Annotated in this window: 19 protein-coding genes; 16 read left to right on the forward strand and 3 right to left on the reverse strand. The window is 43.9% G+C overall.

Annotated elements, in window-relative coordinates; translation table 11 throughout:
- Positions 1-651: 651 nt before the first annotated feature.
- The 4 genes from thrS to rnr all read left to right on the forward strand — a co-directional run bounded on the left by thrS (position 652) and on the right by rnr (position 7,128).
- A complete protein-coding gene (gene thrS, locus JMY08_RS08040) occupies positions 652-2,586 on the forward strand; it encodes a threonine--tRNA ligase (RefSeq protein WP_201592771.1) in 1,935 nt (644 codons plus the stop codon).
- A gap of 23 nt (positions 2,587-2,609) precedes the next feature.
- Positions 2,610-3,113, forward strand: a complete 504-nt coding sequence (gene infC / locus JMY08_RS08045; RefSeq protein WP_010197324.1) for a translation initiation factor IF-3 — start codon at positions 2,610-2,612, stop codon at positions 3,111-3,113.
- A gap of 363 nt (positions 3,114-3,476) precedes the next feature.
- Positions 3,477-4,721: a toxic anion resistance protein gene (locus JMY08_RS08050; protein ID WP_010197321.1), complete on the forward strand. Its 1,245-nt coding sequence runs from the start codon at positions 3,477-3,479 to the stop codon at positions 4,719-4,721.
- A gap of 139 nt (positions 4,722-4,860) precedes the next feature.
- Entirely contained in the window at positions 4,861-7,128 is a 2,268-nt protein-coding gene (gene rnr / locus JMY08_RS08055) for a ribonuclease R (protein ID WP_201592773.1), read from the forward strand.
- A gap of 88 nt (positions 7,129-7,216) precedes the next feature.
- Here rnr and JMY08_RS08060 read toward each other — a convergent pair whose 3' ends face one another.
- The 3 genes from JMY08_RS08060 to hisA all read right to left on the reverse strand — a co-directional run bounded on the left by JMY08_RS08060 (position 7,217) and on the right by hisA (position 10,140).
- Entirely contained in the window at positions 7,217-7,510 is a 294-nt protein-coding gene (locus tag JMY08_RS08060) for a hypothetical protein (RefSeq protein ID WP_201592774.1), read from the reverse strand.
- An 85-nt stretch (positions 7,511-7,595) separates the two neighbouring features.
- Positions 7,596-9,242 (reverse strand): mechanosensitive ion channel family protein, encoded by a 1,647-nt coding sequence (locus JMY08_RS08065; RefSeq protein WP_201592775.1) that lies wholly within the window; start codon positions 9,240-9,242, stop codon positions 7,596-7,598.
- A gap of 160 nt (positions 9,243-9,402) precedes the next feature.
- Positions 9,403-10,140, reverse strand: coding sequence for a 1-(5-phosphoribosyl)-5-[(5-phosphoribosylamino)methylideneamino]imidazole-4-carboxamide isomerase (gene hisA, locus JMY08_RS08070; RefSeq protein WP_010197307.1), 738 nt, complete (start codon positions 10,138-10,140; stop codon positions 9,403-9,405).
- A 938-nt stretch (positions 10,141-11,078) separates the two neighbouring features.
- Between hisA and JMY08_RS08075 the strand changes: the two genes are divergently transcribed.
- The 12 genes from JMY08_RS08075 to JMY08_RS08130 all read left to right on the forward strand — a co-directional run bounded on the left by JMY08_RS08075 (position 11,079) and on the right by JMY08_RS08130 (position 23,607).
- The gene (locus tag JMY08_RS08075; RefSeq protein WP_010197304.1) at positions 11,079-12,431 is read left to right on the forward strand and encodes a Na(+)-translocating NADH-quinone reductase subunit A; all 1,353 of its coding nucleotides are present in this window, start codon (positions 11,079-11,081) and stop codon (positions 12,429-12,431) included.
- Positions 12,432-12,436: 5 nt separating this feature from the next.
- Positions 12,437-13,672 (forward strand): NADH:ubiquinone reductase (Na(+)-transporting) subunit B, encoded by a 1,236-nt coding sequence (locus tag JMY08_RS08080; protein ID WP_201592776.1) that lies wholly within the window; start codon positions 12,437-12,439, stop codon positions 13,670-13,672.
- Positions 13,653-14,567 (forward strand): Na(+)-translocating NADH-quinone reductase subunit C, encoded by a 915-nt coding sequence (locus tag JMY08_RS08085; protein WP_010197302.1) that lies wholly within the window; start codon positions 13,653-13,655, stop codon positions 14,565-14,567. Before JMY08_RS08080 ends, JMY08_RS08085 begins: the two co-directional genes overlap by 20 nt.
- A gap of 1 nt (position 14,568) precedes the next feature.
- Entirely contained in the window at positions 14,569-15,240 is a 672-nt protein-coding gene (locus tag JMY08_RS08090) for an NADH:ubiquinone reductase (Na(+)-transporting) subunit D (RefSeq protein ID WP_010197301.1), read from the forward strand.
- Positions 15,240-15,848 (forward strand): NADH:ubiquinone reductase (Na(+)-transporting) subunit E, encoded by a 609-nt coding sequence (gene nqrE, locus JMY08_RS08095; RefSeq protein ID WP_010197300.1) that lies wholly within the window; start codon positions 15,240-15,242, stop codon positions 15,846-15,848. The genes JMY08_RS08090 and nqrE overlap by 1 nt, the downstream gene beginning before the upstream one ends.
- Before the next feature lie 123 nt (positions 15,849-15,971).
- Entirely contained in the window at positions 15,972-17,207 is a 1,236-nt protein-coding gene (gene nqrF, locus JMY08_RS08100; protein ID WP_010197298.1) for an NADH:ubiquinone reductase (Na(+)-transporting) subunit F, read from the forward strand.
- A gap of 177 nt (positions 17,208-17,384) precedes the next feature.
- Complete coding sequence (locus JMY08_RS08105) at positions 17,385-18,185, forward strand: SDR family oxidoreductase (RefSeq protein WP_201592777.1); 801 nt, start codon at positions 17,385-17,387, stop codon at positions 18,183-18,185.
- A 123-nt stretch (positions 18,186-18,308) separates the two neighbouring features.
- Positions 18,309-19,439: an FAD:protein FMN transferase gene (locus JMY08_RS08110; RefSeq protein WP_201592778.1), complete on the forward strand. Its 1,131-nt coding sequence runs from the start codon at positions 18,309-18,311 to the stop codon at positions 19,437-19,439.
- Positions 19,440-19,597: 158 nt separating this feature from the next.
- Positions 19,598-19,843 (forward strand): (Na+)-NQR maturation NqrM, encoded by a 246-nt coding sequence (gene nqrM, locus JMY08_RS08115; protein ID WP_010197291.1) that lies wholly within the window; start codon positions 19,598-19,600, stop codon positions 19,841-19,843.
- A gap of 599 nt (positions 19,844-20,442) precedes the next feature.
- On the forward strand, positions 20,443-21,675 hold the full coding sequence (locus JMY08_RS08120) for a CynX/NimT family MFS transporter (protein ID WP_201592779.1): 1,233 nt from the start codon (positions 20,443-20,445) through the stop codon (positions 21,673-21,675).
- A 197-nt stretch (positions 21,676-21,872) separates the two neighbouring features.
- The gene (locus JMY08_RS08125; RefSeq protein WP_413786694.1) at positions 21,873-22,724 is read left to right on the forward strand and encodes an arylesterase; all 852 of its coding nucleotides are present in this window, start codon (positions 21,873-21,875) and stop codon (positions 22,722-22,724) included.
- Positions 22,725-22,887: 163 nt separating this feature from the next.
- The gene (locus tag JMY08_RS08130; protein ID WP_201592781.1) at positions 22,888-23,607 is read left to right on the forward strand and encodes an ABC transporter ATP-binding protein; all 720 of its coding nucleotides are present in this window, start codon (positions 22,888-22,890) and stop codon (positions 23,605-23,607) included.
- Positions 23,608-23,618 lie beyond the last annotated feature (11 nt).

The following is a 23,618-nucleotide window of genomic DNA, read 5'->3' on the forward strand; positions in this document are numbered from 1 at the left end:
TGGGTTATTAATGTGTAATCTACACACTAGTTACTTCCAGCTCGTCTTGATGAGGGCGTATTATAGACGCTTTAAATTCTGTGTCAACCATTTTACTGAAGGTTTTTAAATTAATTTTGCGATACCTATAATACTTTATATATTTCAATTGTTTAGCTACAAATTATTAAAAGTTGAAGTTAGATTCTAAACATAGTCTTTGGCGTTTATCTCCTATCTATTATATATAAGCTCAGCCTACTTATAAATAAGCTCAGTCTGCCCCTCAAAAACTGTGAATCATTTTATTACGCTATGAAATATACAGTTCATCTGTAGCTACGGATCACGCCTATATTCATCACTCTTGATATTGATCAAAGCATACCTATATATAGAAGATGACCTAATCCCTTGCTATCTAGTGTTTATAGACGGTTTTTGCTATAATAGCCGCTTTTATAACATTGCTTAAGAGCAGCTCTGCTTAACCTTAATATAGAAGGCAGCTTGTTTTCTATTATCGTGACGCGATTATATGTCTGCGCTTTTAAGTAATGCCTATCTCTTACAACATATCACAGTGGTTGGATATAATTGACGCAGTCTTACGGTTACATGATTGATTGTTGCAATCATCACTGCCAACGGACGCAAAAAGGTGAATAGATTATGGTAGCGATTACTTTACCCGATGGTAGCGTAAAACAGTTTGAAGGCAACACGACTGTCATGGAAGTGGCACAAAGTATTGGTGCAGGACTTGCCAAAGCGACGGTTGCGGGACGTGTAGATGGTCAGTTGGTTGATGCCTCTGATCCAATCACCCGTGATGCCAAGGTGGAAATCGTTACCCCAAAAGATGCTGATGGTGTCGATATCATTCGTCACTCGGCGGCCCATCTATTAGGGCACGCAGTCAAGCAGCTCTATCCTGATGTAAAAATGGTCATCGGTCCAGTAATCGAAGACGGCTTTTATTATGACATCTATAGTGAGACGCCATTCACACCTGAGAATATGGAAGCCATAGAAAAACGTATGGTGCAGTTGATAAAGCAGGACTATGACGTCATAAAGAAGATAACTCCACGTGCTGAAGTGATTAAGATTTTTGAAGAGCGCGGCGAAGACTATAAGCTCAAGCTGATTAATGATATGCCCGGTGAAGAAGCTTTCGGTCTATATCATCATCAAGAATACGTCGATATGTGCCGTGGCCCGCATGTGCCAAACACGCGATTCTTGAAAGTATTTAAATTGACGAAAATGTCTGGTGCTTATTGGCGCGGTGATGCTAAGAATGAGCAGCTGCAACGTATCTATGGTACAGCATGGGCGGATAAGAAAGATCTAAAAGCGTATATCCAGCGTATTGAAGAAGCTGAAAAACGTGACCATCGTAAGATTGGTAAAGCGCTTAATTTGTTTCATATGCAAGAGCAAGCACCCGGCATGGTGTTCTGGCATGCCAATGGCTGGACGATCTATCAAGTACTTGAGCAATATATGCGCAAAGTACAATACGATAATGGCTATGAAGAAATCAAAACGCCACAAATTGTTGATCGTAGCTTGTGGGAGCGTTCTGGACATTGGGGCAACTATGCCACCAACATGTTTACAACCTCGAGTGAAAACCGTGATTATGCGGTAAAACCGATGAACTGCCCTTGCCACGTACAAGTCTTTAATCAAGGTCTCAAGTCTTACCGTGATTTGCCTTTACGTATGGCAGAGTTTGGCTCATGTCACCGTAACGAACCATCTGGCTCACTGCATGGTCTGATGCGAGTACGTGGTTTCACTCAAGATGATGCGCATATTTTCTGTACTCAAGCGCAGATTCAGCAAGAAGTCGCTGATTTCATTAAGCTAACGCTTGCTGTCTATGAAGATTTCGGCTTCGATAACATTATTATGAAACTCTCGACACGTCCTGAAAAACGCGTCGGTAGCGATGAGTCTTGGGACTTTGCAGAAAAAGCTTTGGCCGATGCACTTGATAATTCAGGGCTTGATTGGGATTATCTGCCAGGTGAAGGCGCGTTTTATGGTCCGAAGATTGAATTCAGTCTCAAGGATTCCTTAGGTCGCGTGTGGCAGTGCGGTACCATTCAGGTTGATCCGAATATGCCAGAGCGCCTCGATGCGGAATTCGTTAACGAGCAAAATGAGCGCGAAGTACCTATTATGCTACACCGTGCAATCTTGGGTTCGTTCGAGCGTTTTATCGGTATCTTGATTGAGAATTATGCTGGTTGGATGCCAGTATGGTTGGCACCACAGCAAGTAGTCGTCATGAATATAACCGATAAACAAGGCGAAGCTTGTGAAAACGTCGTCAGTGAACTAAAAAATGCAGGTTTGCGCGCCATTAGTGACTTGCGTAACGAAAAGATTGGATTTAAGATACGAGAGAAAACATTAGAACGTATTCCCTATATGCTAGTATTAGGGGATAAAGAAGTCGAATCGGGCAGTGTTAATGTCCGTACTCGCGAAGGTGAAAACCTTGGCGTGATGAGCGTTCCTGAATTTATTGCATTAGTACAGACAGCTGTCGCTGAGAAAGGCCGACAGAACCCAAAAACAGATGAGGAGTAATACCTATTAAACAGTCCAACCGTTTGAACATCAACGAAGATATCAGTGCCAAAGAAGTCCGTCTGGTCAAAGAAGACGGTGAACAAATGGGCGTGGTCGATATCGACACCGCGATGAAAGCGGCACGTGAAGACAGTCTAGATTTGGTTGAATTGGTTCCTGAAGCTAAGCCGCCAGTATGTAAAATCATGGATTATAAGCATTTCCTCTATGATCAAAAGCAAAAGGCAAAAGAAGCCAAGAAAAACCAGAAGCAGACTCAGCTCAAAGAGATGAAGCTACGTCCAAGTACCGAAGAAGCCGATTATCAGGTAAAACTGAGAAAAATCGTTAGCTTCTTGGAAGATCAAGACAAAGTTAAAATTAGCATCCGTTTCCGCGGACGTGAAATGGCGCACCAAGATATTGGTCGCAAACAACTTGATCGTATCATTGAAGATACTGCTGATATCTCAAACGTCGAGCAGTACCCTAAGATGGAAGGTCGTCAAATGGGTATGCTGCTTGGACCAACTAAGAAAAAGTAATCTATTCGTTAGATGACTGTTAGTGGTGGCTGTGAGTTGACATAGTTGTAAGTCGACGTAGATATTTATAATCTTAACCATCAATATGCTGCGGGATATTGGTGGTTTTTTACTATTTAACCTTACAAATAATAGTGTCATGAACGGTTCCATAGATATATTAAACTGACCGTGATTTACAAAATCTGTCTTCTCAGTCTTTTAATTACAAGGTAGTCTAAAGGTCTGTTGTATATCCATTTCTTCCTATGCAAAAAACCCTGTGCAAATAAAAATTATCAAATGTATAAAGATACCGTGTACCACGACTATTAACGTTGTTGGCCAAAAACACTGCCTCTCTCAGATATTATAGGAAACTTCATGCAAGAATTGACCCCACCCGAAAACGCCTCTACGCCAAGTATCTCTCTAACACCACCTGAACCGGTCAAAGAAATACAAAAAAGTGAAGCTGATCAGATGGTCAAGTTGGATGAAAACCAAATCCCAGAACTTGATGCCAAGGTCGATGCGTTCGTTGATCATGTACTGAATAACTCTGTACGTAGCGCTGAGTTTCAACAAAACGTGCAATCTATTCATAATTTGGGCAATAAAGAAATCCGCGAATCAGCACAAATATCCAATCGTATGTTAGCGTTACCTGCGAAAAGCCTCAATGACAGCTTGTTCGATAACTCCCCTATTGCAAAATCATTGACTGAGTTACGCGGTATCGTCGAAGATTTGGATCCGAGCAAAAAAGAGCTGACCAGCTCACGTAAATTATTCGGTCTCATTCCATTTGGCAATAAAGTACAAGATTACTTCCGCCAATATGAATCAGCACAATCACATATCAATGCCGTGGTGACCAGTCTATATAATGGTAAAGACGAGCTGCTCAAAGACAATGCAATGATTGAGCAAGAAAAAGTCAATATGTGGGAATTGATGCAATCTATCCGTCAATATGTCTACGTCGGCAAAAAAATCGATGAGCAACTAGAGCAAAAAGTATACGCAATCGAAGCAACTGATCCTGAAAAAGCTCGTATTATTAAAGAAGAGATGCTGTTTTATGTACGTCAAAAAAATACGGACTTTTTAACCCAGTTGGCGGTTAATGTCCAAGGTTATCTGGCGCTTGATACCATTCGTAGAAACAATCTAGAGTTGATTAAAGGGGTGGATCGAGCAACCACAACCACCGTATCTGCGCTACGTACGGCTGTCGTCGTTGCACAAGCGATGACCAATCAGAAGCTAGTACTTGATCAAATTACTGCTTTAAACAAAACGACAAGCAGCTTAATTGAGTCAACCTCAGCCATGCTCAAACGTCAGTCTGGTGAAATTCATGAGCAAGCAACCAGTAGCACTATTGAGCTTGATAAACTACAAAATGCCTTTAATAATGTCTATGATACGATGGATATGATCAGTAATTACAAAATTGAAGCGCTAGAAAATATGAAGCAGACGGTCAATACCTTGACCACTGAAGTCGATAAAGCCCAAAAATATTTGGATAAGTCTAATCAAACGACAGTATTAGAAGTATCGAAAGAGATAGACAGTAAAAAGATAACCAATAAATCAGGTACAGTCGATATCGACATTTGATTTTTTGATAGTTGTTGCCGATTAAAGATGACAACTTCCTGCTACCGAATACACTTAAGACAATTGACGCAAGATATTGCCATGTCGTTCGTGTTAAGATAGCCATTATTAATAATTTTAAAAATAGATACGGTAATTTATGAGTTGGAACGATCCAAACGCCTCAAGTGAGGCAAAAAAATATGACAATCCCATTCCTAGTCGCGAGCTGATACTCGGCACGATTAATGAGCATGGCGAAGTCACACATCAACAATTGGCAAAAGCCTTTAATATTGATGATCCTGATCAGTTTGACGCTTTAGGCAATCGCCTCAAAGCAATGGCACGCGATGGACAAGTAAACCGCGAAGGTCGTCCTTATCGCTACCGCACAGTGACCAAGCAAGATATCGTAACGGGTACAGTATCCGCGCATCCAAAAGGCTTTGGTTTCGTGTTACTAAGCGACATGCCTGACCTATTCTTGCATGAAAAACAAATGCGCTGGGTTTTTAATGGCGATACCGTTGAAGCGGTTGGCACCTCAACGGATAACCGTGGTCGTACCGAAGGGCGTATCGTCGATGTCATCGAACGTCGTCAAAATAATTTCATCGGTACGCTTGCGCGTGATGAAGATGGCTACTGTGTCGAGCTTGGCAGTCCCAATAACCATCAGCCGATTACAGTGACTGAAGAGAATGTGCAAGCTCTCGAAGTTAAGCAAGGCGCACCAGTCAAAGTAGATATCATCGACTGGCCAAATCAGCATGAGTTTGCTACTGGTAAAATCACTGAAGTCTTATCTGATGATAACGATCGTGAATTAATCATCGAGACTACCCTGCTCAACTACGATATTCCGTCTGATTTCAGCGAAGCAACACTTAAACAGGCCAATGACTATAAAGAGCCGACTGAAAAAGATATAAAAGGTCGTACAGACCTGCGTGATTTACCTCTCATTACCATCGATGGTGAAGATGCGCGTGACTTTGATGATGCGGTATTCGCTGAAAAACGCTCTGGTGGTAACTACCGCGTCTTGGTAGCGATTGCTGATGTGAGTCATTACGTCACCCCAAACTCGCCGCTTGATCAAGATGCTTACGAGCGTGGGACGTCAGTATATTTCCCACATCGCGTGATCCCGATGCTTCCTGAAGTACTGTCTAACGGTTTATGCTCATTGAACCCAGACCTTGATCGTCTGTGTATGGTTGCTGATATCAAGATATCTCGCGCAGGCAAGGTCACCGGTTATGATTTTTATCCTGGGGTGATACATTCACAAGCACGCTTGACTTATAACCAAGTGAATGCCTATCTTGAGAATCCAAAAGATCCTAGTATCCCTGATTCATTAACAGGCAATAAAGCAGTCAAAAAATCTGTCGATACCCTGCATCAATTGTATGAGCTACTACTGCAAAAGCGTGAAGAGCGTCATGCAATGGAGTTTGAGACGGTTGAAACTTATATCAAGTTCAATGAAAAAGGTGGTATCGCAGCCATCTTACCGCGTACTCGTGGTGATGCACATAAGCTTATTGAAGAGTGTATGCTGCTCGCCAATACCTGTGCTGCCAATTTTGCGCTAAAAAATGAGCTACCGGTCTTATATCGTAACCATGATAAACCTGATGGCGAAAAATCGTTACGTGTCCATGAATACGCGAAAAACTTTGGCTTAAGCTTCCCAGAAGAAAACCCAACGCAAGCGGATTACCAGCGGATTATCGAAGCCACCAAAGAAAGACCCGATGCGATTAGTATCCATAGCATGCTATTGCGCTCAATGATGCAAGCGAATTATTCGCCTGACAATATTGGTCACTTTGGTTTGGCTTATGACGAGTATAGCCACTTTACCTCGCCGATTCGCCGTTATCCTGACCTCATGCTGCATCGCGCGATTAAAGCAAAAGTGACTAAAAGTCAGCAGCCAGTGATGGACTTCTCTTTAGAAGGTGCTGGCACACAGACTTCAGATACTGAACGCCGTGCTGAAAAAGCATCGCGCTACGTAGAATCTTGGCTCAAGTGTCATTATATGAAAGATCACGTCGGTGAAGAGTTCGACGGTGTGGTGACGACGGTTACTAGCTTCGGTCTATTTGTGACCTTAACTGACCTATATATCGATGGCTTGGTTCATATCTCTAATGTCGGCGATGACTTCTTTGTCTATGATGAGCAGCAACAGCAACTCATTGGTAAAGATAAAGGTACGTTATTTGGCTTGGGCGATTTGGTCAAAGTAAAAGTAGCTGGAGTCAATATGGATCTGCTACAAATCGACTTTGATCTTAAAGCGAAATTGCAATCTAGCGAGATGAATCAAACGAAAAAAGATCAGCCAAAGAAGAGCCCCGCTAGAAAAAGCAGTAGCCGAAACAATAAAGGCGCAAGCAAAAAAAGCTAACTCTTAATAAAAACTGAACGTAATAAAAAAGGCTAAAGTTTATCTTTAGCCTTTTTTTGTGCGCGATGAATAAGTGATAACTGGTCAACTACTGCGCAGCACTCATCTGCTCTACGCGCTCTTGATTGACCTGCTCTGCTTGCTCTATTTGGGCAGTGGCATTATCGAGAATGGCTTTAGGCTGCTTACCAAGAGGCTGGCTTGCGATATCGGTGTCGGTGTTCACGGTATCTTCAGAGCTGGTAGTAGTATCCGGCGATATGGTGGTACTACTGGTCGCCGCCGCTATCCGACTCTCGTGGCGATTGCTGTTAAACATATTGAAACCAATTAAGAGGACAATACCAGCTAGGGCGAATATAATCAGATGCTTCATTTGCATAAAAATGTCTCGTATATTTTATATGATAACTGTCTTATACGTTTCACTGCATTTTTTATGCCTAGTTTTGAGGTTGCTTAGATATTTACTCTTGCGGACTATTATTACTCAATAAATCAGTCTCATCTGAACTTTCAGCAATTTCTTGTTCGACTTTTTCCATTAACTTTTCGTCAGGACGGGCACTCAACACCTCTTCAGCATTACGTCCTTGTAGGATATATTTAGCGCGGGCTTTGGCTTGTTTTTTGTCTTTGTCATCAGCACTGCTATTATCGACTTTATTGATACCTATAGATTCTGGTGTCGTCGGTGTAATCGTCATATCAGCATTAGTCCCATTAGCTTGGTTAGAGCGGTTATTGCCTTGCAGGTGTTCCAAAGCTTTTTCTAACTCATCATTGAAGCGTAGACGATAGATGGGTTCAGGGAGACTAAATCCTTCGTTTTCTAAGGCGTGCTTGGTTTCGCGTATAGCAATACTACGTGCCTTGGCAAAATCGGTTTCTGATTGATCCACCCAGATCTGAAACTCTAGAATAATATTGGAATCGCCAACATTGGTAATGACCGCAATGGCTTTGGGTTCATCTAAGACAAAATCCAGCTGACATATCGCATCGATACCAACTTTAATGGCCGCAAGCGGGTCGTCATTGGCATCGACACCCAACTCAAAGGTAAAGCGCCGTTCAGGGTTTTTGGTGTAATTTAGAATAGTGCCTTTAAAGACTTCGGCATTTGGGATACGTAGCTGATTGCCATCTAAAGTCATCAAAATCGTCGCACGTGACGTCAAACGCACCACAATGCCTTCTTGCCTGTTGATGACAATCTGATCACGAGCGCGAAACGGCTGACGAATACTCAGCATCAAAGAGGCAATATAGTTTTCAATGGTATCTTTGACTGCAAAACCAACTGCGATACCGATGACTCCAGCACCGCCAAGTAGCGTACCTAAGATCGTCTCTGCCCCTATCAAGCTCAGCGCTAAAATCAAACCAAAAATAATAAAGATTACTTTGACGGTTTGTGCCAACAGTTCAGCGACGAAAGGATTGGGCGTGAGCCGTTGCCACATTTTTTTTCGATTCGAAAACCAACTACCAAACCATGTGACCAAGCCAAAGATAACAATACCAACCAACAGTAAGGGCACGGCTTTGACTAAGTTCTTAACTTGTGCTTTAAGACCTTGATAAACCGTCGTGACATTATCCTGAACATCCAGCGTTCGATTGATATTGTCCTCGACGGTGACCACATCCGTCAAACGGTTGGTCAAATTAATGGCTTGTTGCGCCTTTTTTTCGTTGGGAGTTTCTCCTGCTAACGTCACAACGCCTTGAGTAACGCTGACACTGACCGCTTGCAGCCCTTCTATTTCAGAAAAAATACCGTTGATACGTTGACGAATGTCATTGTCTTTTAGAGGGGTAGGTGTGGTTTCGATTTGAGCATTGTTGGTACTCTCGCCACTAATCACAGGTGGATCGGCAGCAGGTGGCAAACTTTGTGAGTCGGCTTCTACAGAGGTCTCGCCTTCTGTGGCAACAGGATTAGGCATTTCTTCTAGCGTACTCTCTATACCCAAGGCCGCCGTGACACTGGCTATATCTTCACCAGCAGCATAAGCGGGTAAAGTAAAAACGAGGCTTAGTAGTAACAGCAGCTGCCCCCATACCGTTAAAAACTTGCGTGTCATTAGGCGGTCAAGATAAGCGGCCATAAGCATCCTTTGCTCAGTCTTTTTGCTGGGTAATATTACGATTAAAAACTAGCGAGTGTCCTCAGTCTAAACGTGAAGAACTTAATGGGAGCAACTAAATGGGCTAAAAATTAATATAGCCCATTATTAACCATTTAAACCCATTAATTGTCTAAATCAATTAGCTATCTAAATAACGTTGTGCTTCCGCTAAGTCCAACGTGCCTTCATAGATAGCGCGGCCAGTAATAATGCCTTCAATACAATCACCATAAGGTTTAAGCAATTCGATATCTTGCATATTGGTCACACCGCCCGAAGCAATCACTGGCAAGCCACCTTCGCGCGCCAAATTGACTGTCTGCTCGACATTGACACCTTGCATCATGCCGTCACGGGCAATATCAGTATAAACGATTGAAGACACGCCCACATCGGCAAAGCGTTTGGCAAGCTCGGTGGCCTTGGTGTCTGTCACATTCGCCCAGCCATGAGTCGCAACCATGCCGTCTTTGGCATCGATACCTACGATAATATGTCCAGCAAACTCGCGGCAAGCCTCGGTCACAAAATCAGGATCTTCAACAGCCTTAGTGCCAATAATAATATAGGTCAGTCCGGCAGTGATGTACTGCTCGATGGTGTTCATATTACGCACACCGCCGCCCAATTGAATAGGCAGCTGCGGAAAAGCTTTGGCGATGTCGTTGACGACTTGCTTATGTACTGGCACCCCATCAAATGCGCCGTTCAAATCGACCAGATGTAACCGGCGCGCGCCCTCATTTACCCAACGTGCTGCTACAGCGACAGGGTCATCTGAAAACACCGTATCATCTTCCATACGGCCTTGTTTTAAGCGCACACATTTACCATCTTTTAAATCAATAGCGGGGATAATGACAGGGACAGCACACATATAGCATTCCTTATAAAACGTAATATTAAAAAATAAGAATAAACGGCAAAGTAAAACAATAAATCAGCTAAACAGTGATAAGCAAGCCTCATTCAACAAATAATCTGATAGAAATTGGCTCTCGAAATCGACTCATAATTATCTTAAAAACTTTATGATCGTATAGTATGAATAAATAAAAATATCGACAACCATAACCATAAGTTTGAGCACTAGAAGGTACTAGCAACATTAGGTAAATTCAATTACTAACTGGCAATTTTAGGTCAATTTAGCGTATAATCCTAGGTAAATTTGTATTTGTTTCTAAGTGATAGCAACCATGTACTGTGCATTTTTATTCACTCATAAGTGAGCCAATGCTGCATGGCGGTCAGGATGAATCGAACAACAGCCAAATGTGTTTGTAGATAATTGGCTGATATATTGTTGAACGGATGATATTAGAACTCTAAACAGACAATCTGCGATAGGTTGATCTGCGCCATTACGCTCTAAATGACTATATCGCTTGAATGATACTTTGCATTCATCGGTTATTTATTTGATTCACTCTTGTTTCTAAGCCCATCACTCTGGATGTACAAATTTTAAGATTTTAATAAATCGTATGGCAAAACTGTCTTTTTTAAAGCAATTGCTTTTAGCAACCAGCTTTGACAATAGACTTTGATTGGATGATTTTGCCATACACCTTGGTAGCCAGTCGCCACTTTGGTAATTCGAATAAGACATTAACGTGTTGTTAAGGAGTCTAAGGTCAGCGTTAATACTCTTACTAGTAGTTATGATCAAGCGTTATATTTGAGCACTTTTTCTTCGCCTTGCTATGGGAAGAGATACATGAGGGCTTTATTAAATGACGCAGATGTTCATGCTACCGATATACCAAACAGGACGTCTGGTATCGTTTTAGACTATGGACTAAGTTTTCGCTTATGATTACCATCAAAAAAGGTTTGGATTTGCCCATCACTGGTGAACCCTCCCGCGAGATATCTGAGCACAGACCTGCCCATGTGGCACTCGTTGGCTATGATTATGTGGGTATGAAGCCCACAATGAATGTCAAAGAAGGTGACACCGTAGCAAAAGGTCAGCCCGTTTTTGAAGATAAAAAACGGGTTGGCGTTATCTATACGGCACCTGCTGCGGGTAAAGTTATCGCGATCAAACGCGGTGAGCGTCGTGTGTTCGAGAGTCTTGTCATTGCGGTCGATCCCAATGGTGAGGAAATAGACTTTCAGCGCTATGACTCCCAGCAACTGGCTGACCTAGACTCAGAAACCGTTGAAACCCAACTGCTCGCCTCTGGCGAATGGACGGCGTTTCGTACGCGTCCCTATAGCCGCGCTCCCGAAATCGGTGCTCGTCCGCATGCCATCTTTGTCACCGCTATGGATACCAATCCATTAGCGTTTGACCCGATGCTGCTGATTAATGAGCAACTGCAAGCGTTCAATGACGGACTTGCGGTACTGTCGACGCTCAGCCCAAAGACCTTTGTCTGCCATCATGGTGATGCCCAGTTGACGCCAGTTGCGAAAACCGCGGCTAATAATGTCACTGAATATCATAGTTTTGCTGGCAAACATCCAGCAGGTCTGGCTGGCACGCACATTCACTTCTTGCATCCAATCATGCGCGGCGTGAGCGTCTGGACGATTGGCTATCAAGACGTGATTGCGATTGGTAAATTATTTACCACTGGTCGCTTATATACACGTCGTATGCTTAGCTTAGCAGGTCCTGCGGTCAAAAATCCGCACCTAATCGCAACCGAACGTGGTGCTGATATCACAGCCTTGACGAAAGGTCAGCTGATCGATGGCGAGAACCGTATTATTTCAGGTTCAGTGCTATCAGGTCGCCAATCATTCTCGAATAGTGCCTATGTTGGTCGTTTCCATGACCAGATCAGCGTTTTACCTGAAGGTCATGAGCGTCCAGCATTTCACTTCTTTAGTCCAGGTGCAAACCGTTTTTCAAAACTGCCTATCTATATTTCGCAGTTTTTTGGTGGCAAAAAGTATAACTTTACCACCACGAGTAACGGATCACCGCGAGCGATGGTGCCTATCGGGGTTTACGAAGAGGTCATGCCACAAGACTATCTGCCAACGCAACTATTGCGCGCGTTAATCGTTGAAGACATTATCACGGCAGTAGACTTGGGCGTACTTGAATTGGACGAAGAAGATTTAGCATTATGCACCTTCGTTTCTCCTGGCAAATATGAATTCGGTGATATTTTGCGTGATAACTTGACGCGCATTGAACTGGAGGGCTAACCACGATGAAATTTTTACACAATATGTTCGATCGTATGGAGCCGTCTTTCACCAAAGGTGGCAAACACGAAAAATACTATGCCATCTTTGAGATGTTTGATACTTTTTTGCGTCAACCAAGCTCAACGGCATACGCGTCCTCACACGTGCGTGACGGTATTGATCTAAAACGCATTATGATTACCGTATGGCTATGTACGTTCCCAGCAATGTTTTGGGGTATGTACAACATCGGTCATCAAGCACTAACGGCTATCACTCAGCTTGGCTTACAACCTGAAGGCTGGCGTACCATCATTACCAGCATGGCAGGCTATAACCCAGACAGTATCTGGGCAAGTTTTGTCTATGGCGCGATGCAGTTTTTGCCAATCTACCTTGTGACCTTTGGTGTTGGTATTCTCTGTGAGATTATCTTTGCCGTCGTGCGCGGGCATGAAGTCAATGAAGGCTTCTTTGTGACCTCGGTACTATTTGCACTATGTCTACCACCAGATATTCCTTTATGGCAAGTAGCCCTAGGTATTATCTTTGGTGTGGTCGTGGCAAAAGAAGTCTTTGGTGGTACGGGTAAAAACTTCTTGAACCCTGCCCTATCGGGTCGTGCGTTCCTATACTTTGCGTATCCTGCTTACATGTCAGGCGACTCAGTATGGACGGCGGTTGATGGCTTCTCAGGAGCGACACCACTTGGCCTAGCGGCACTTGGTGTAGTACCTCAGGATTTCGTCGATGTCTATGGTAATGCAATCACTTGGAGTGATGCGTTCTTAGGCAACATGCAAGGCAGTATCGGTGAAGTATCGACGCTGGCTATCCTAATGGGTGCCGCAGTTCTACTATGGACGCGTATTGCCTCATGGCGCATCATGGCAGGTTGTGTGGTCGGTTTGATTGCTACGTCTCTTATATTCAATATGATTGGCTCTAAAGACAATATGATGATGAGCTTGCCTTTTTACTGGCATCTAGTCATTGGTGGCTTTGCATTCGGTGCAGTCTTTATGGCGACCGATCCTGTCTCAGCTGCGCATACCAATAAAGGCCGCTGGGCTTATGGTATTTTGATTGGTTTTATGACGGTCTTGATTCGTGTCATCAACCCAGCTTTCCCAGAAGGCATCATGCTGGCCATTCTATTTGCCAACTTATTTGCTCCATTGTTTGATTATTTTGTGACTCAAGCAAACATCAAACGCCAAACCGCTCGGAGGGTTCGCTATGTCCAAGCCCAAAAGTAACAACGCGAAAACCATCAGCGTAGCGTTGACGCTATGTTTGGTGTGTTCCGTATTGGTCTCAGCAGTCGCGGTGGGTCTAAAACCAGCGCAAGTCGAAAATGCGCGCTTAGACCGCAACAAAAACATTTTAGTCGCAGCCGATATGTATGATGCTGAATCTGATACTGCTGACGACGTTGCTGAGCGATTCAAAGATTTTGAAGTAAAAATCATTGATTTGAATAAAGGCAATTATGTAGATGACGCCGCACTAAAAGCGGCAGGCATCCCTGATCGTAACGCTTATGACGCCAGCCAAGCCACCAAAAACAAAGCATTAAGCGATGACCTAGGTGATAACGATCCAGCCAGTATTGGTCGTAAACCTAAATACGCCAAAGTCTATGTCAAAAACGATGACGCGGGTAAGCCTGAGATGGTTGTACTGCCGATTCAAGGCTATGGCCTATGGGGTACGATTTATGGTTTCTTAACGCTCGAAAGTGACATGAATACCATCAAAGGTATCAGCTTTTATGAGCATAAAGAAACCCCAGGTCTTGGTGCTCGCATCGAAGAGCCAAAATGGCGCGCGATGTGGACTGGTATCCACTCATATGACGAAAACGGTGACGTGGCAACAGGTGTGACCAAAGCGGGCAATCCAAAAGATAACTGGGTTGATGGTATCAGCGGTGCGACGCTAACCAGTCGCGGTGTGAGCAACATGATTCAGTTTTGGTTGGGTGAGCAAGGTTATAAGCCTTACCTAGATTTGCTACGTGAACAGAACGGTAAAACGCTTGATAGCGTTGATGCCCAAGCGAGCCAGTCGACACAACCAGACAATAAGAGCGCTCAACCGACAACCGAACTGGCAGCGACCCTACCAGTAGCAAACGGCAAGGAGGCATAACATGGCTGACACTAAAAGTATTTTAACCTCGCCTATCTTTGATAATAACCCCATTGCCCTACAGATCTTAGGTATCTGTTCGGCATTGGCGGTGACGACCAGCATGGCCAATGCGTTGGTGATGTGTGTGGCGTTGACACTGGTAACGGCGTTTTCGAGCTTCTTTATCTCTATTATTCGTAAGCAAATCCCATCAAGTATTCGTATTATTGTACAGATGACCATCATTGCCTCACTGGTTATCTTGGTCGATCAGGTGCTAAAAGCCGTCGCTTATGATGTCAGTAAGGGTCTATCGGTCTTCGTTGGTTTGATTATCACCAACTGTATCGTGATGGGCCGTGCCGAAGCATTTGCGATGAGCAACCCACCCGTACCCAGCTTTTTAGACGGTATTGGTAATGGTCTTGGTTACTCTGCGGTACTGTTGTTTGTAGCGACCATCCGTGAGCTACTTGGCTCAGGTACATGGTTTGGTATCACTATCCTACAGCCTGTCACTGATGGCGGTTGGTATATTCCAAACGGTCTATTACTGTTGCCACCGTCAGCATTCTTTATCATTGGATTATTCATTGCCATTGTTCGTATTTGGAAACCAGAGCAGGTTGAAGAAGCCGAGTTTGTAATGAAGCCGCAGTCTAAAGGCATGGCACATGGAGGCGGTCACTAATGGGACATTATGTTAGCTTATTTATAACCTCAGTCTTTATTGAAAATATGGCGCTTGCCTACTTCTTAGGTATGTGTACTTTCTTGGCAGTATCAAAGAAGGTTTCAACTGCTATCGGCTTAGGTGTTGCAGTTGTCGTCGTAATGGCCATCACTGTGCCATTAAACAACTTACTATTTCAGTTCATCCTAAAAGACGGTGCGCTGGCATGGGCAGGCTTCCCTGATATTGACTTAAGCTTTTTGGGCTTGCTCAGTTATATTGGTCTGATTGCTGCGACCGTACAGATTCTAGAGATGTTCTTGGATAAGTTTGTTCCAAGTCTGTATAACGCCCTTGGGGTATTTTTACCGCTCATCACTGTCAACTGTGCCATCTTAGGTGGTGTACTATTTATGGTTGAGCGTGACTATAACTTTGGCGAATCGATGGTATATGGCGTAGGCGCAGGTTTCGGTTGGGCATTGGCGATTACCGCATTGGCCGGTATCCGTGAAAAGCTAAAATACTCAGACATTCCAGCACCGCTACGTGGTCTTGGTATTACCTTTATCACAGTTGGTCTGATGTCACTTGGCTTTATGTCTTTCGGCGGTATGTCAATCTAGACCGCTAAGCTTAAAAGCCTATTTAGCGATTTGACCTATTTAATTCATTTATTCGGTAGGGGTTCAGGAAAAACGCAATGACGTCTTTTCGCACCCCTACTCCATAGATTAAGGATACCTACCATGGATTACGCTACGGCGATTGGTGGCGTTGCTATGTTTACCTTGATCATCATGGGCCTTGTCGCCATTATTTTGGCGGCACGCTCAAGACTGGTCAGTTCAGGCGATGTTACCATCCATATCAATGATAATCCCGATAATGACGTCGTGACACCCGCAGGTGGTAAACTGCTGCAAACACTGGCGAGCGAAGGTATTTTCTTATCTTCAGCCTGTGGTGGCGGTGGTACTTGTGCGCAGTGTCGTTGCCGCGTTATCGAAGGCGGCGGTTCTATCTTGCCGACTGAAGAAGGCTATTTTACTCAAGGCGAAATCCGCAATCACATGCGCTTAGCTTGTCAGGTAGCTGTTAAGCAAGACATGAAAATCGAGATTGACCCTGAATTCTTTGATGTACAAAAATGGGAATGCGAGGTTGTCTCTAACGATAACGTTGCTACCTTTATTAAAGAGCTGGTACTAAAAATTCCAGAAGGCGAAGAAGTTAACTTCCGCGCTGGTGGTTATGTACAGCTAGAAGCGCCACCGCATGAAGTACATTATAAAGACTTCGATGTGGCTGAAGAATATAGAGAAGATTGGGAAAAATTCGGTATCTTCAACTATGTATCAAAAGTTGATGAGCCAGTTATTCGTGCTTATTCAATGGCCAACTATCCTGAAGAAAAAGGCCTGATTAAGTTTAATATTCGTATCGCCAGTCCGCCGCCACGTGGTCCTGACGGTATCCCACCAGGTAAGATGTCTTCTTGGACATTTAGCTTAAAGCCTGGCGATAAAGTGACGGTTTCAGGTCCTTATGGCGAGTTCTTTGCCAAAGATACCGAAACTGAGATGATTTTCGTCGGTGGTGGTGCAGGCATGGCACCAATGCGCTCGCATATCTTTGATCAGCTAAAACGTTTGAACTCTGATCGTAAGATTAGCTTTTGGTACGGTGCGCGCTCAATTCGTGAGATGTTCTATGTTGAAGACTATGATCAACTAGAAGCAGAGTTTGCGAACTTTGAATGGCATGTTGCCCTATCTGATCCACTTCCTGAAGACAATTGGGATGGCTATACTGGCTTTATCCATAACGTCTTACTTGAAGAGTATCTAAAAGATCATCCAAATCCAGAAGACTGTGAATACTACATGTGCGGGCCACCGATGATGAACGCGGCGGTAATCGACATGTTGCATAGCCTTGGTGTTGAAGACGAAAACATCATGCTTGATGACTTTGGTGGTTAAGCCGACTGGTTAGACAAATACGATTAAATTAATACTATAAAAGAGAGTCTCAATTGAGGCTCTTTTTTTGGCTTCGATTAAGTGCCAAGTTCAAATAATAAGACTACAAATCTAAATAGCAGATTACCTACGCTCTCCTATATGATTGATTATTTATTGCTTTAAGAAAGGATTCTTATGAAAACCAAAGTGAAAGAATTAACCATTTGGATAACTGGTGCTTCTAGCGGTATTGGCGAAGCCTTAGCCATCGCTTTTGCCAAACGCGGTGCTCGGATTATTTTGAGTGGTCGTGATGAGGCAAAATTAGCAGCGGTCAAAAAAAGCTGCAAGCACAGCAAAAAACATATCATCGTGCCTTTTGATATTAGTGATGCCGAGCAAGCGAAAGAAGCCTATGACGCTGCTATCGCACAGACAGGAAAAATCGACTGGCTGATTAATAATGCTGGTGTCAGTCAACGCTCACTCATTATGGAGACCAGTGAAGATGTTGAACGGCAAATTATGGAGATAGACTATTTTGCGCAAACCCGTCTGACCAGATTTGTGTTGCCTGACATGACCGCACAAGGCGGCGGCAAGGTAGTGATGATATCAAGTGTTGCAGGCTTACTCGGTACGCAATATCGCGGCGCTTATGGGGCAGCCAAAGCAGCCTTGCATATGTGGGCGAACAGTTTGCGTGCGGAATTGCATGACCAAGGCATAGAAGTTGCGACGATATTTCCAGGATTTATCCAAACCAACGTTTCTATTAACGCGCTGACAGGAGATGGTAGCGCGCAAGGCACGATGGATGAGGCGACCAGTAAAGGACTGAGCGCGACTGAGTTTGCTAAACAGGTCGTGAAGGCGCTTGGTAATAATAAAGAATACATCATCGTTGGTGGCAAACAAGAAAAACTGGCAACAAGAGTCAATCGGGTATCACCGCCAAAACTTTATAAACTTATCCGTGAGTCACAAGTAAAATAAGCTGCTCAACCGAACGAATTGTCATTGAATAGTGCCTTCATTGGTATTTTTGGGCTTAAGGGGTGTAAAATAAGCATGGCTTGTTTTACACCCTACTCATTTTTGCGCCATACCGAAAATATTATGAATAATACCGAATACAGCTCATCTTCCAAAAAAACTATGAATCTTGCCCTATTTGGCATCATTGGTCTTGTCGGCACTTTAAGTATTAGTGCCTGCCAGCAAACACCAGACTATAATTATCTGAGTGGTGAGACGATGGGCACAAGCTATCATATTAGCTATCAACTGCCCGATGATGCAGATGAAGCTGACATACAAGCAGCGATTGATAAACGTTTGCAGCAGATTAATGACAGCATGTCGACTTACCAGAGTGATTCAACGATATCCAAGTTTAATCAATTGGGTAGAGATATCCCTATTATTATCGACGCTGATTTTAGTCGCGTGCTCAATGTCTCACGTGTCGTTTATGAACAATCTGGCGGTGCTTTTGATCCTACTGTCATGCCATTGGTCGATACGTGGGGATTCGGCAGCACTATGACTGTCGAGCGTCTACAAAGCCCGCCAACAGCACTTGAGATTGCCCAAGCAAAAGCATTGGTAGACTTTGAAAGCATCATAAAAAAAGATAAATCGATCTATAAAAGCAAAGGTGGTGTTGGTCTAGATTTTTCTGCCGTTGCCAAGGGTTATGGGGTCGATGTCATCGCTGATGTGCTTAGAGACAATTATCAGATTCGTAATTATATGGTTGAGATCGGCGGCGAAATTGCGACCTCTGGCGTGAATAACCAGCAGCAACCGTGGCAAATTGCGATTGATGCTCCTATTGAAGGCAGCACCGTCAGCGAACGCCAAACGATATCCGCCATTCGTCAACCTATAAACACTACCACTCAAATGCATCTAGCGACTTCAGGAAACTATCGAAACTCAATCGTCTTTGATGGTAAGCACTATAGTCACACGATCGACCCCACCACTGGCGAGCCTATTGTGGGTGGCGCCCCTTCGGTCACGGTTGCTGCAGACTCGGTCGCATTGGCAGATGCATGGGCAACAGCACTGACTGCCATGCCTTATAAAAAGGCACTGAAAGTCGCTAACGAACAAAATCTAGCCGCACTGTTTGTTGTATTAGCTGATGGTATCAAACCCAGTGATTCTTTGGACAGTATTGATGATTGGCAAATAGTACAGACATCGGCAATGAAAAACTTGCGAGCAGATAAACAACCGTAAATTTCTAGGGCGTGTCCTCATTTTTAAAATGAGGACACGCCCTAGTGTGATGCTGTAAAGCACACCATAAGCATCAACGAGCGGCGTAAAAATTTGCTATACTATTAATAGGTTATCCTTATGGATAACTGCCCCATTTTTAAAACGAGGTCTCCTCTATGCTTAGCCAATTGCTTCCCATGCTTGCTATTACCTTTACCGTATTTGTCCTGTTCTTTCTGTTTATGGGCATCGGTTATATGGTCAAAAAAAAGCCGCTTAGAGGATCTTGCGGCGGTGTTGCTAAACTGATGGGTGATGAAAATTGCTCGTTTTGTGGCAATGATCCCAACAAATGCGATTCAATCATCGCAGAGCACCAAGAAAACGCGCTCAGAGCGGCTCAATTAGGCAAATCAGTCTAACAGCCATGTTTGTTACCATACGCTGGTAGTATTTGTGTCGCCTCTATTCTTATAATAGCGTCAAGTCCTTTAAAATCGACTTGGCGCTATTTTTATTGTGCGATGCCATCTTTTATTATCGCCATCCCTTATTATCACTGTTCTAAAGCAGCAACTCGAAGTAACGCTTCAAAACAATGTCTCAAATAAAGTAATGTCTCAAATAAAGTAATGTCTCAAATAAAGTTTCGAAGCAACCGTACATACCATTTACTAACCTGCCTGCCGATTTAGCAAAGTCAGTCTAGAAAACTCGTATGGTTTACGCTCTATAGTCGCTACTAAATAAAATGGGTACACGACATGATGATGTGTGACTGGCACAAACTTTTCTTGCTTGCTGTGCCTACGCAGACAGAGGCTACGAAAAATTTATACCTGTCACGCTGTCTCTTTTTTATACTGACCTGACTATACAACGATCTCTCATTCTGATTTATGCTGTCGATTGCCGTCTAGGTACGTGTCTGGATAAATGCTCTTTGGTGTTATTTTACAAGCGACGATGTTTCGGCGCTATTTTATAACGTGTTCTTTTTCATTGTCATCGTTGTGCTGCTATGTCTACCTCGTCCAATCTATCCTCTTCATCCAACCTACCCTCCTCACGCTTCACTTTTTGGCTCGTCTTATGCGCCATGATTTTGCTGGCCACCAATATGCGTGCACCGATCGTTGCTCTTGGCTCTATTGCGCCAGTGGTGCAAGAGGCACTCAATATTTCTGAGACGCAGATTGGTTGGCTAGGGGCAGTGCCCATGCTGAGCTTTGCCGTTGGTGCACTGATCGCGCCATCCATTGGTAAGCGGTTCGGTCTTGAGAATACGCTCATTGCGATGATTGGATTATTAACGGTAGGGATGATTGTCCGTACCGTTATCCCGACTTGGTCTGGGTTTTTAATTGGTACATTATTGTTGACCTTGGCTATCGGTTTTGCAAATACTTTAGCTGCACCTGTTATCAAACAGCGCACGCCCAAACATATTCCATTGATAACAGGACTATTTAGTCTAACGATGACAGTAACGGCAGGTATTGTCGCTGGAGTCGTACTGCCATTATCTGAGCAAGTGGGCTGGCAATGGGCACTGGGTGGATGGTCGCTACTGAGTATTTTTGCCATCGTTATTTGGATATTTTTACGCTTGCGTCTAGGCTCGTCTAGTCATCAAACGGTTGTGCTACCTACGTCCGAGTATTCAGAAATATCCATGTGGCGCACCCCTTTTGCTTGGCAGATTGCGGTCTTTATGGGGCTGCAATCATTATTATTTTACACCGTTGCCAGTTTCTTGCCGTCTATTTGGGTGAGTAAAGGGCTATCCGCAGTCCAAGCAGGACAAATGGCTTCGGTGTTCCAGTTTATGGCACCGATCGCTATCTTAAGCCTAACATGGCTGGTAAACCGTGGCCGCCCTATTCAGGCTCTGGCGGTGTTTGCAGCGGTGTTAAATGTCATTGGTATTTTAGGCATTAGTTATTTATCTACTGAACTCGCTTGGCTGTGGTCAGGCCTGATGGGCATTGGCTGCTCCGCTATTTTTACGTTGAGTATGATGCTGTTCTCGTTACGTACTTATACGACCAACCAATCTAGTGAGCTGTCTGGTATGGCGCAATTCGTCGGTTATTTGATTGCGTTTTTTGGTCCACTAGGGACAGGCTGGCTACATGAGGCGACTGGCAGCTGGGATTTGCCGCTATTTATCATGCTCATTTTGATGATTATCAACGTTGTGATTGCTTGGCTGGTGAGTCGCCCAGCGATGGTTGATGGCAAGAAACTTTAAGATAGAATGAATCTATAGTCAGAGTACTTTTAAACCGATACGGTGTTACCCGGCCTAGATGTACTCAGTGTACTATCTGCGGTCGGTCGCCTTGTAGCGATTCTAAAATTCCTTGACTATACTTGCCGTAACTTTAAGCTAATATTGATTATCCTCTTATTTTGCTACACTGGTTCGATTGATTGAGAGAGATATCTATGATGAAAAATAACAACTTCAGCCTACTTAAACGACCTGTTTATAGCACAACTATTTACAAGATGAGTATCGGCATATTGACAGTAGGCTTGATGCTAAGTGGCTGTCAAAAATCTCCTGACACAGAAACGACTAACGAGCCACAAACCACTGAAACGGCAACTATAAATGCGCCTGTAGCGGTTGAAGAAACCACAAGTGCTAGTGCTGCCGCACAACAAGTCAATTCGTCCTCACTGACTATTCTAGCCCTTGGCGACTCCTTAACGGAAGGTCTTGGGGTGGATAAAAATGACAATTACCCTGCTCAGTTGGAAGATCGTCTGCAAGCGATGGGTTACGATAACGCCAAAGTTATCAATTCAGGCTTGAGCGGTGAAACCAGTACAGGGTTGGTCAATCGATTGGACTGGGTATCGCAAACCAAACCCGATATTACGATATTGACCATCGGTGCTAACGATGCCATACGTGGTATCGATGTGGCGACAATTGAAGCCAACATTCGTACTGCGGTTAAGCATCTGCAAGACAATGGCAGTGTCGTCATCTTGGGCGGCATGTCGATCTATGACAATCTAGGCAGTGACTACGTCGCCTCGTTTTCAGCCATTTATCCTCGTATTGCTAAAGATATGAACCTGACGCTTATTCCGTTCTTTTTAGAGGGTGTCGGCGGTGATCCTGAGCTCAATCAAGCGGATGCGATTCATCCGACTAAAGATGGCTACAAAATTATCGTCAATGACAATATTTTGCCTATCTTAGCGCCCAAACTGGAAGCACTAAAAACAGCCAATGCGGACAGTACAACTGAGACGGTTCAAAACGATATAGTCGATACGAAATAAAATAGATATACGACATCATGAGGCGTGACTGGTAAAAATTTTTCTTGCTTGCTGTGCAGACAGAGGCGACAAAAAAATTATATCAGTCACGCTGACTCTTTTCATATTGACCTGACTTATGACAAAAAATACGACAAATGAGACTACTTAACGAGACACTGTAATGACATCATCACCTTCGATTGCCACGTCAATGCCACAAGCCGATTCTAAAAAAGAAGCCCTACTCACCGCTAATAAACTCAATAAAACCGTGCAAGTCGGTGAGCAAAAGCTGTCCATCATTAAAGACGTAGATATGTATGTCAATGCTGGCGAGTTTGTGGTCATCATGGGCAAATCAGGCTCGGGTAAATCTACTCTGCTAGGGTTACTCGCAGCATTAGACTATCCCGATAGCGGTACGGTGTCGCTGGCAGGTCAAATGCTCAGTAGCCTCGATGAAGATGCACTGGCGGTCATTCGTCAGCAGGATATGGGCTTTGTTTTTCAGTCGTTTCACCTACTGCCCACACTGACCGTCGCCGAAAATATCGCCTTTCCACTCGATATTGCCAGACGTCCAAATCAAGCGAGAGTAGATGATCTGATAGATGCGGTCGACTTAGGTCATAGACGTAATAGCTTACCCAACCAACTATCTGGTGGTGAGCAGCAACGTACAGCGGTGGCACGAGCACTGGTATCGCACCCAAAGATTGTGTTTGCTGATGAGCCTACAGGTAATTTAGATGAGCAAAATGCAGACCAAGTTATGCAACTATTATTAGACTTAAGACAGCAAGTCGGTTCGGCACTAGTGGTCGTGACCCATGATCCTGCGCTTGCCGAGATGGCAGATCGCGTCATCACCATGCATGACGGTCGAATTGTACCTACATGAATAACTGGATT

This window comes from Psychrobacter sp. Pi2-51, assembly GCF_904846665.1.
Taxonomy (GTDB): Bacteria; Pseudomonadota; Gammaproteobacteria; order Pseudomonadales; family Moraxellaceae; genus Psychrobacter; species Psychrobacter glaciei.

Bases quoted from the DNA above. Each gene is read 5' to 3' on its own strand.
- JMY08_RS08120 (WP_201592779.1), top strand. From the start codon at position 20,443: ATGTCTACCTCGTCCAATCTATCCTCTTCATCCAACCTACCCTCCTCA.
- JMY08_RS08065 (WP_201592775.1), bottom strand. From the start codon at position 9,242: ATGGCCGCTTATCTTGACCGCCTAATGACACGCAAGTTTTTAACGGTA.
- hisA (WP_010197307.1), bottom strand. From the start codon at position 10,140: ATGTGTGCTGTCCCTGTCATTATCCCCGCTATTGATTTAAAAGATGGT.
- JMY08_RS08075 (WP_010197304.1), top strand. From the start codon at position 11,079: ATGATTACCATCAAAAAAGGTTTGGATTTGCCCATCACTGGTGAACCC.
- JMY08_RS08080 (WP_201592776.1), top strand. From the start codon at position 12,437: ATGAAATTTTTACACAATATGTTCGATCGTATGGAGCCGTCTTTCACC.
- thrS (WP_201592771.1), top strand. From the start codon at position 652: ATGGTAGCGATTACTTTACCCGATGGTAGCGTAAAACAGTTTGAAGGC.
- JMY08_RS08050 (WP_010197321.1), top strand. From the start codon at position 3,477: ATGCAAGAATTGACCCCACCCGAAAACGCCTCTACGCCAAGTATCTCT.
- JMY08_RS08125 (WP_413786694.1), top strand. From the start codon at position 21,873: ATGATGAAAAATAACAACTTCAGCCTACTTAAACGACCTGTTTATAGC.
- JMY08_RS08090 (WP_010197301.1), top strand. From the start codon at position 14,569: ATGGCTGACACTAAAAGTATTTTAACCTCGCCTATCTTTGATAATAAC.
- rnr (WP_201592773.1), top strand. From the start codon at position 4,861: ATGAGTTGGAACGATCCAAACGCCTCAAGTGAGGCAAAAAAATATGAC.
- nqrF (WP_010197298.1), top strand. From the start codon at position 15,972: ATGGATTACGCTACGGCGATTGGTGGCGTTGCTATGTTTACCTTGATC.
- JMY08_RS08060 (WP_201592774.1), bottom strand. From the start codon at position 7,510: ATGCAAATGAAGCATCTGATTATATTCGCCCTAGCTGGTATTGTCCTC.
- JMY08_RS08130 (WP_201592781.1), top strand. From the start codon at position 22,888: ATGACATCATCACCTTCGATTGCCACGTCAATGCCACAAGCCGATTCT.
- JMY08_RS08085 (WP_010197302.1), top strand. From the start codon at position 13,653: ATGTCCAAGCCCAAAAGTAACAACGCGAAAACCATCAGCGTAGCGTTG.
- nqrE (WP_010197300.1), top strand. From the start codon at position 15,240: ATGGGACATTATGTTAGCTTATTTATAACCTCAGTCTTTATTGAAAAT.
- JMY08_RS08110 (WP_201592778.1), top strand. From the start codon at position 18,309: ATGAATAATACCGAATACAGCTCATCTTCCAAAAAAACTATGAATCTT.
- nqrM (WP_010197291.1), top strand. From the start codon at position 19,598: ATGCTTAGCCAATTGCTTCCCATGCTTGCTATTACCTTTACCGTATTT.
- JMY08_RS08105 (WP_201592777.1), top strand. From the start codon at position 17,385: ATGAAAACCAAAGTGAAAGAATTAACCATTTGGATAACTGGTGCTTCT.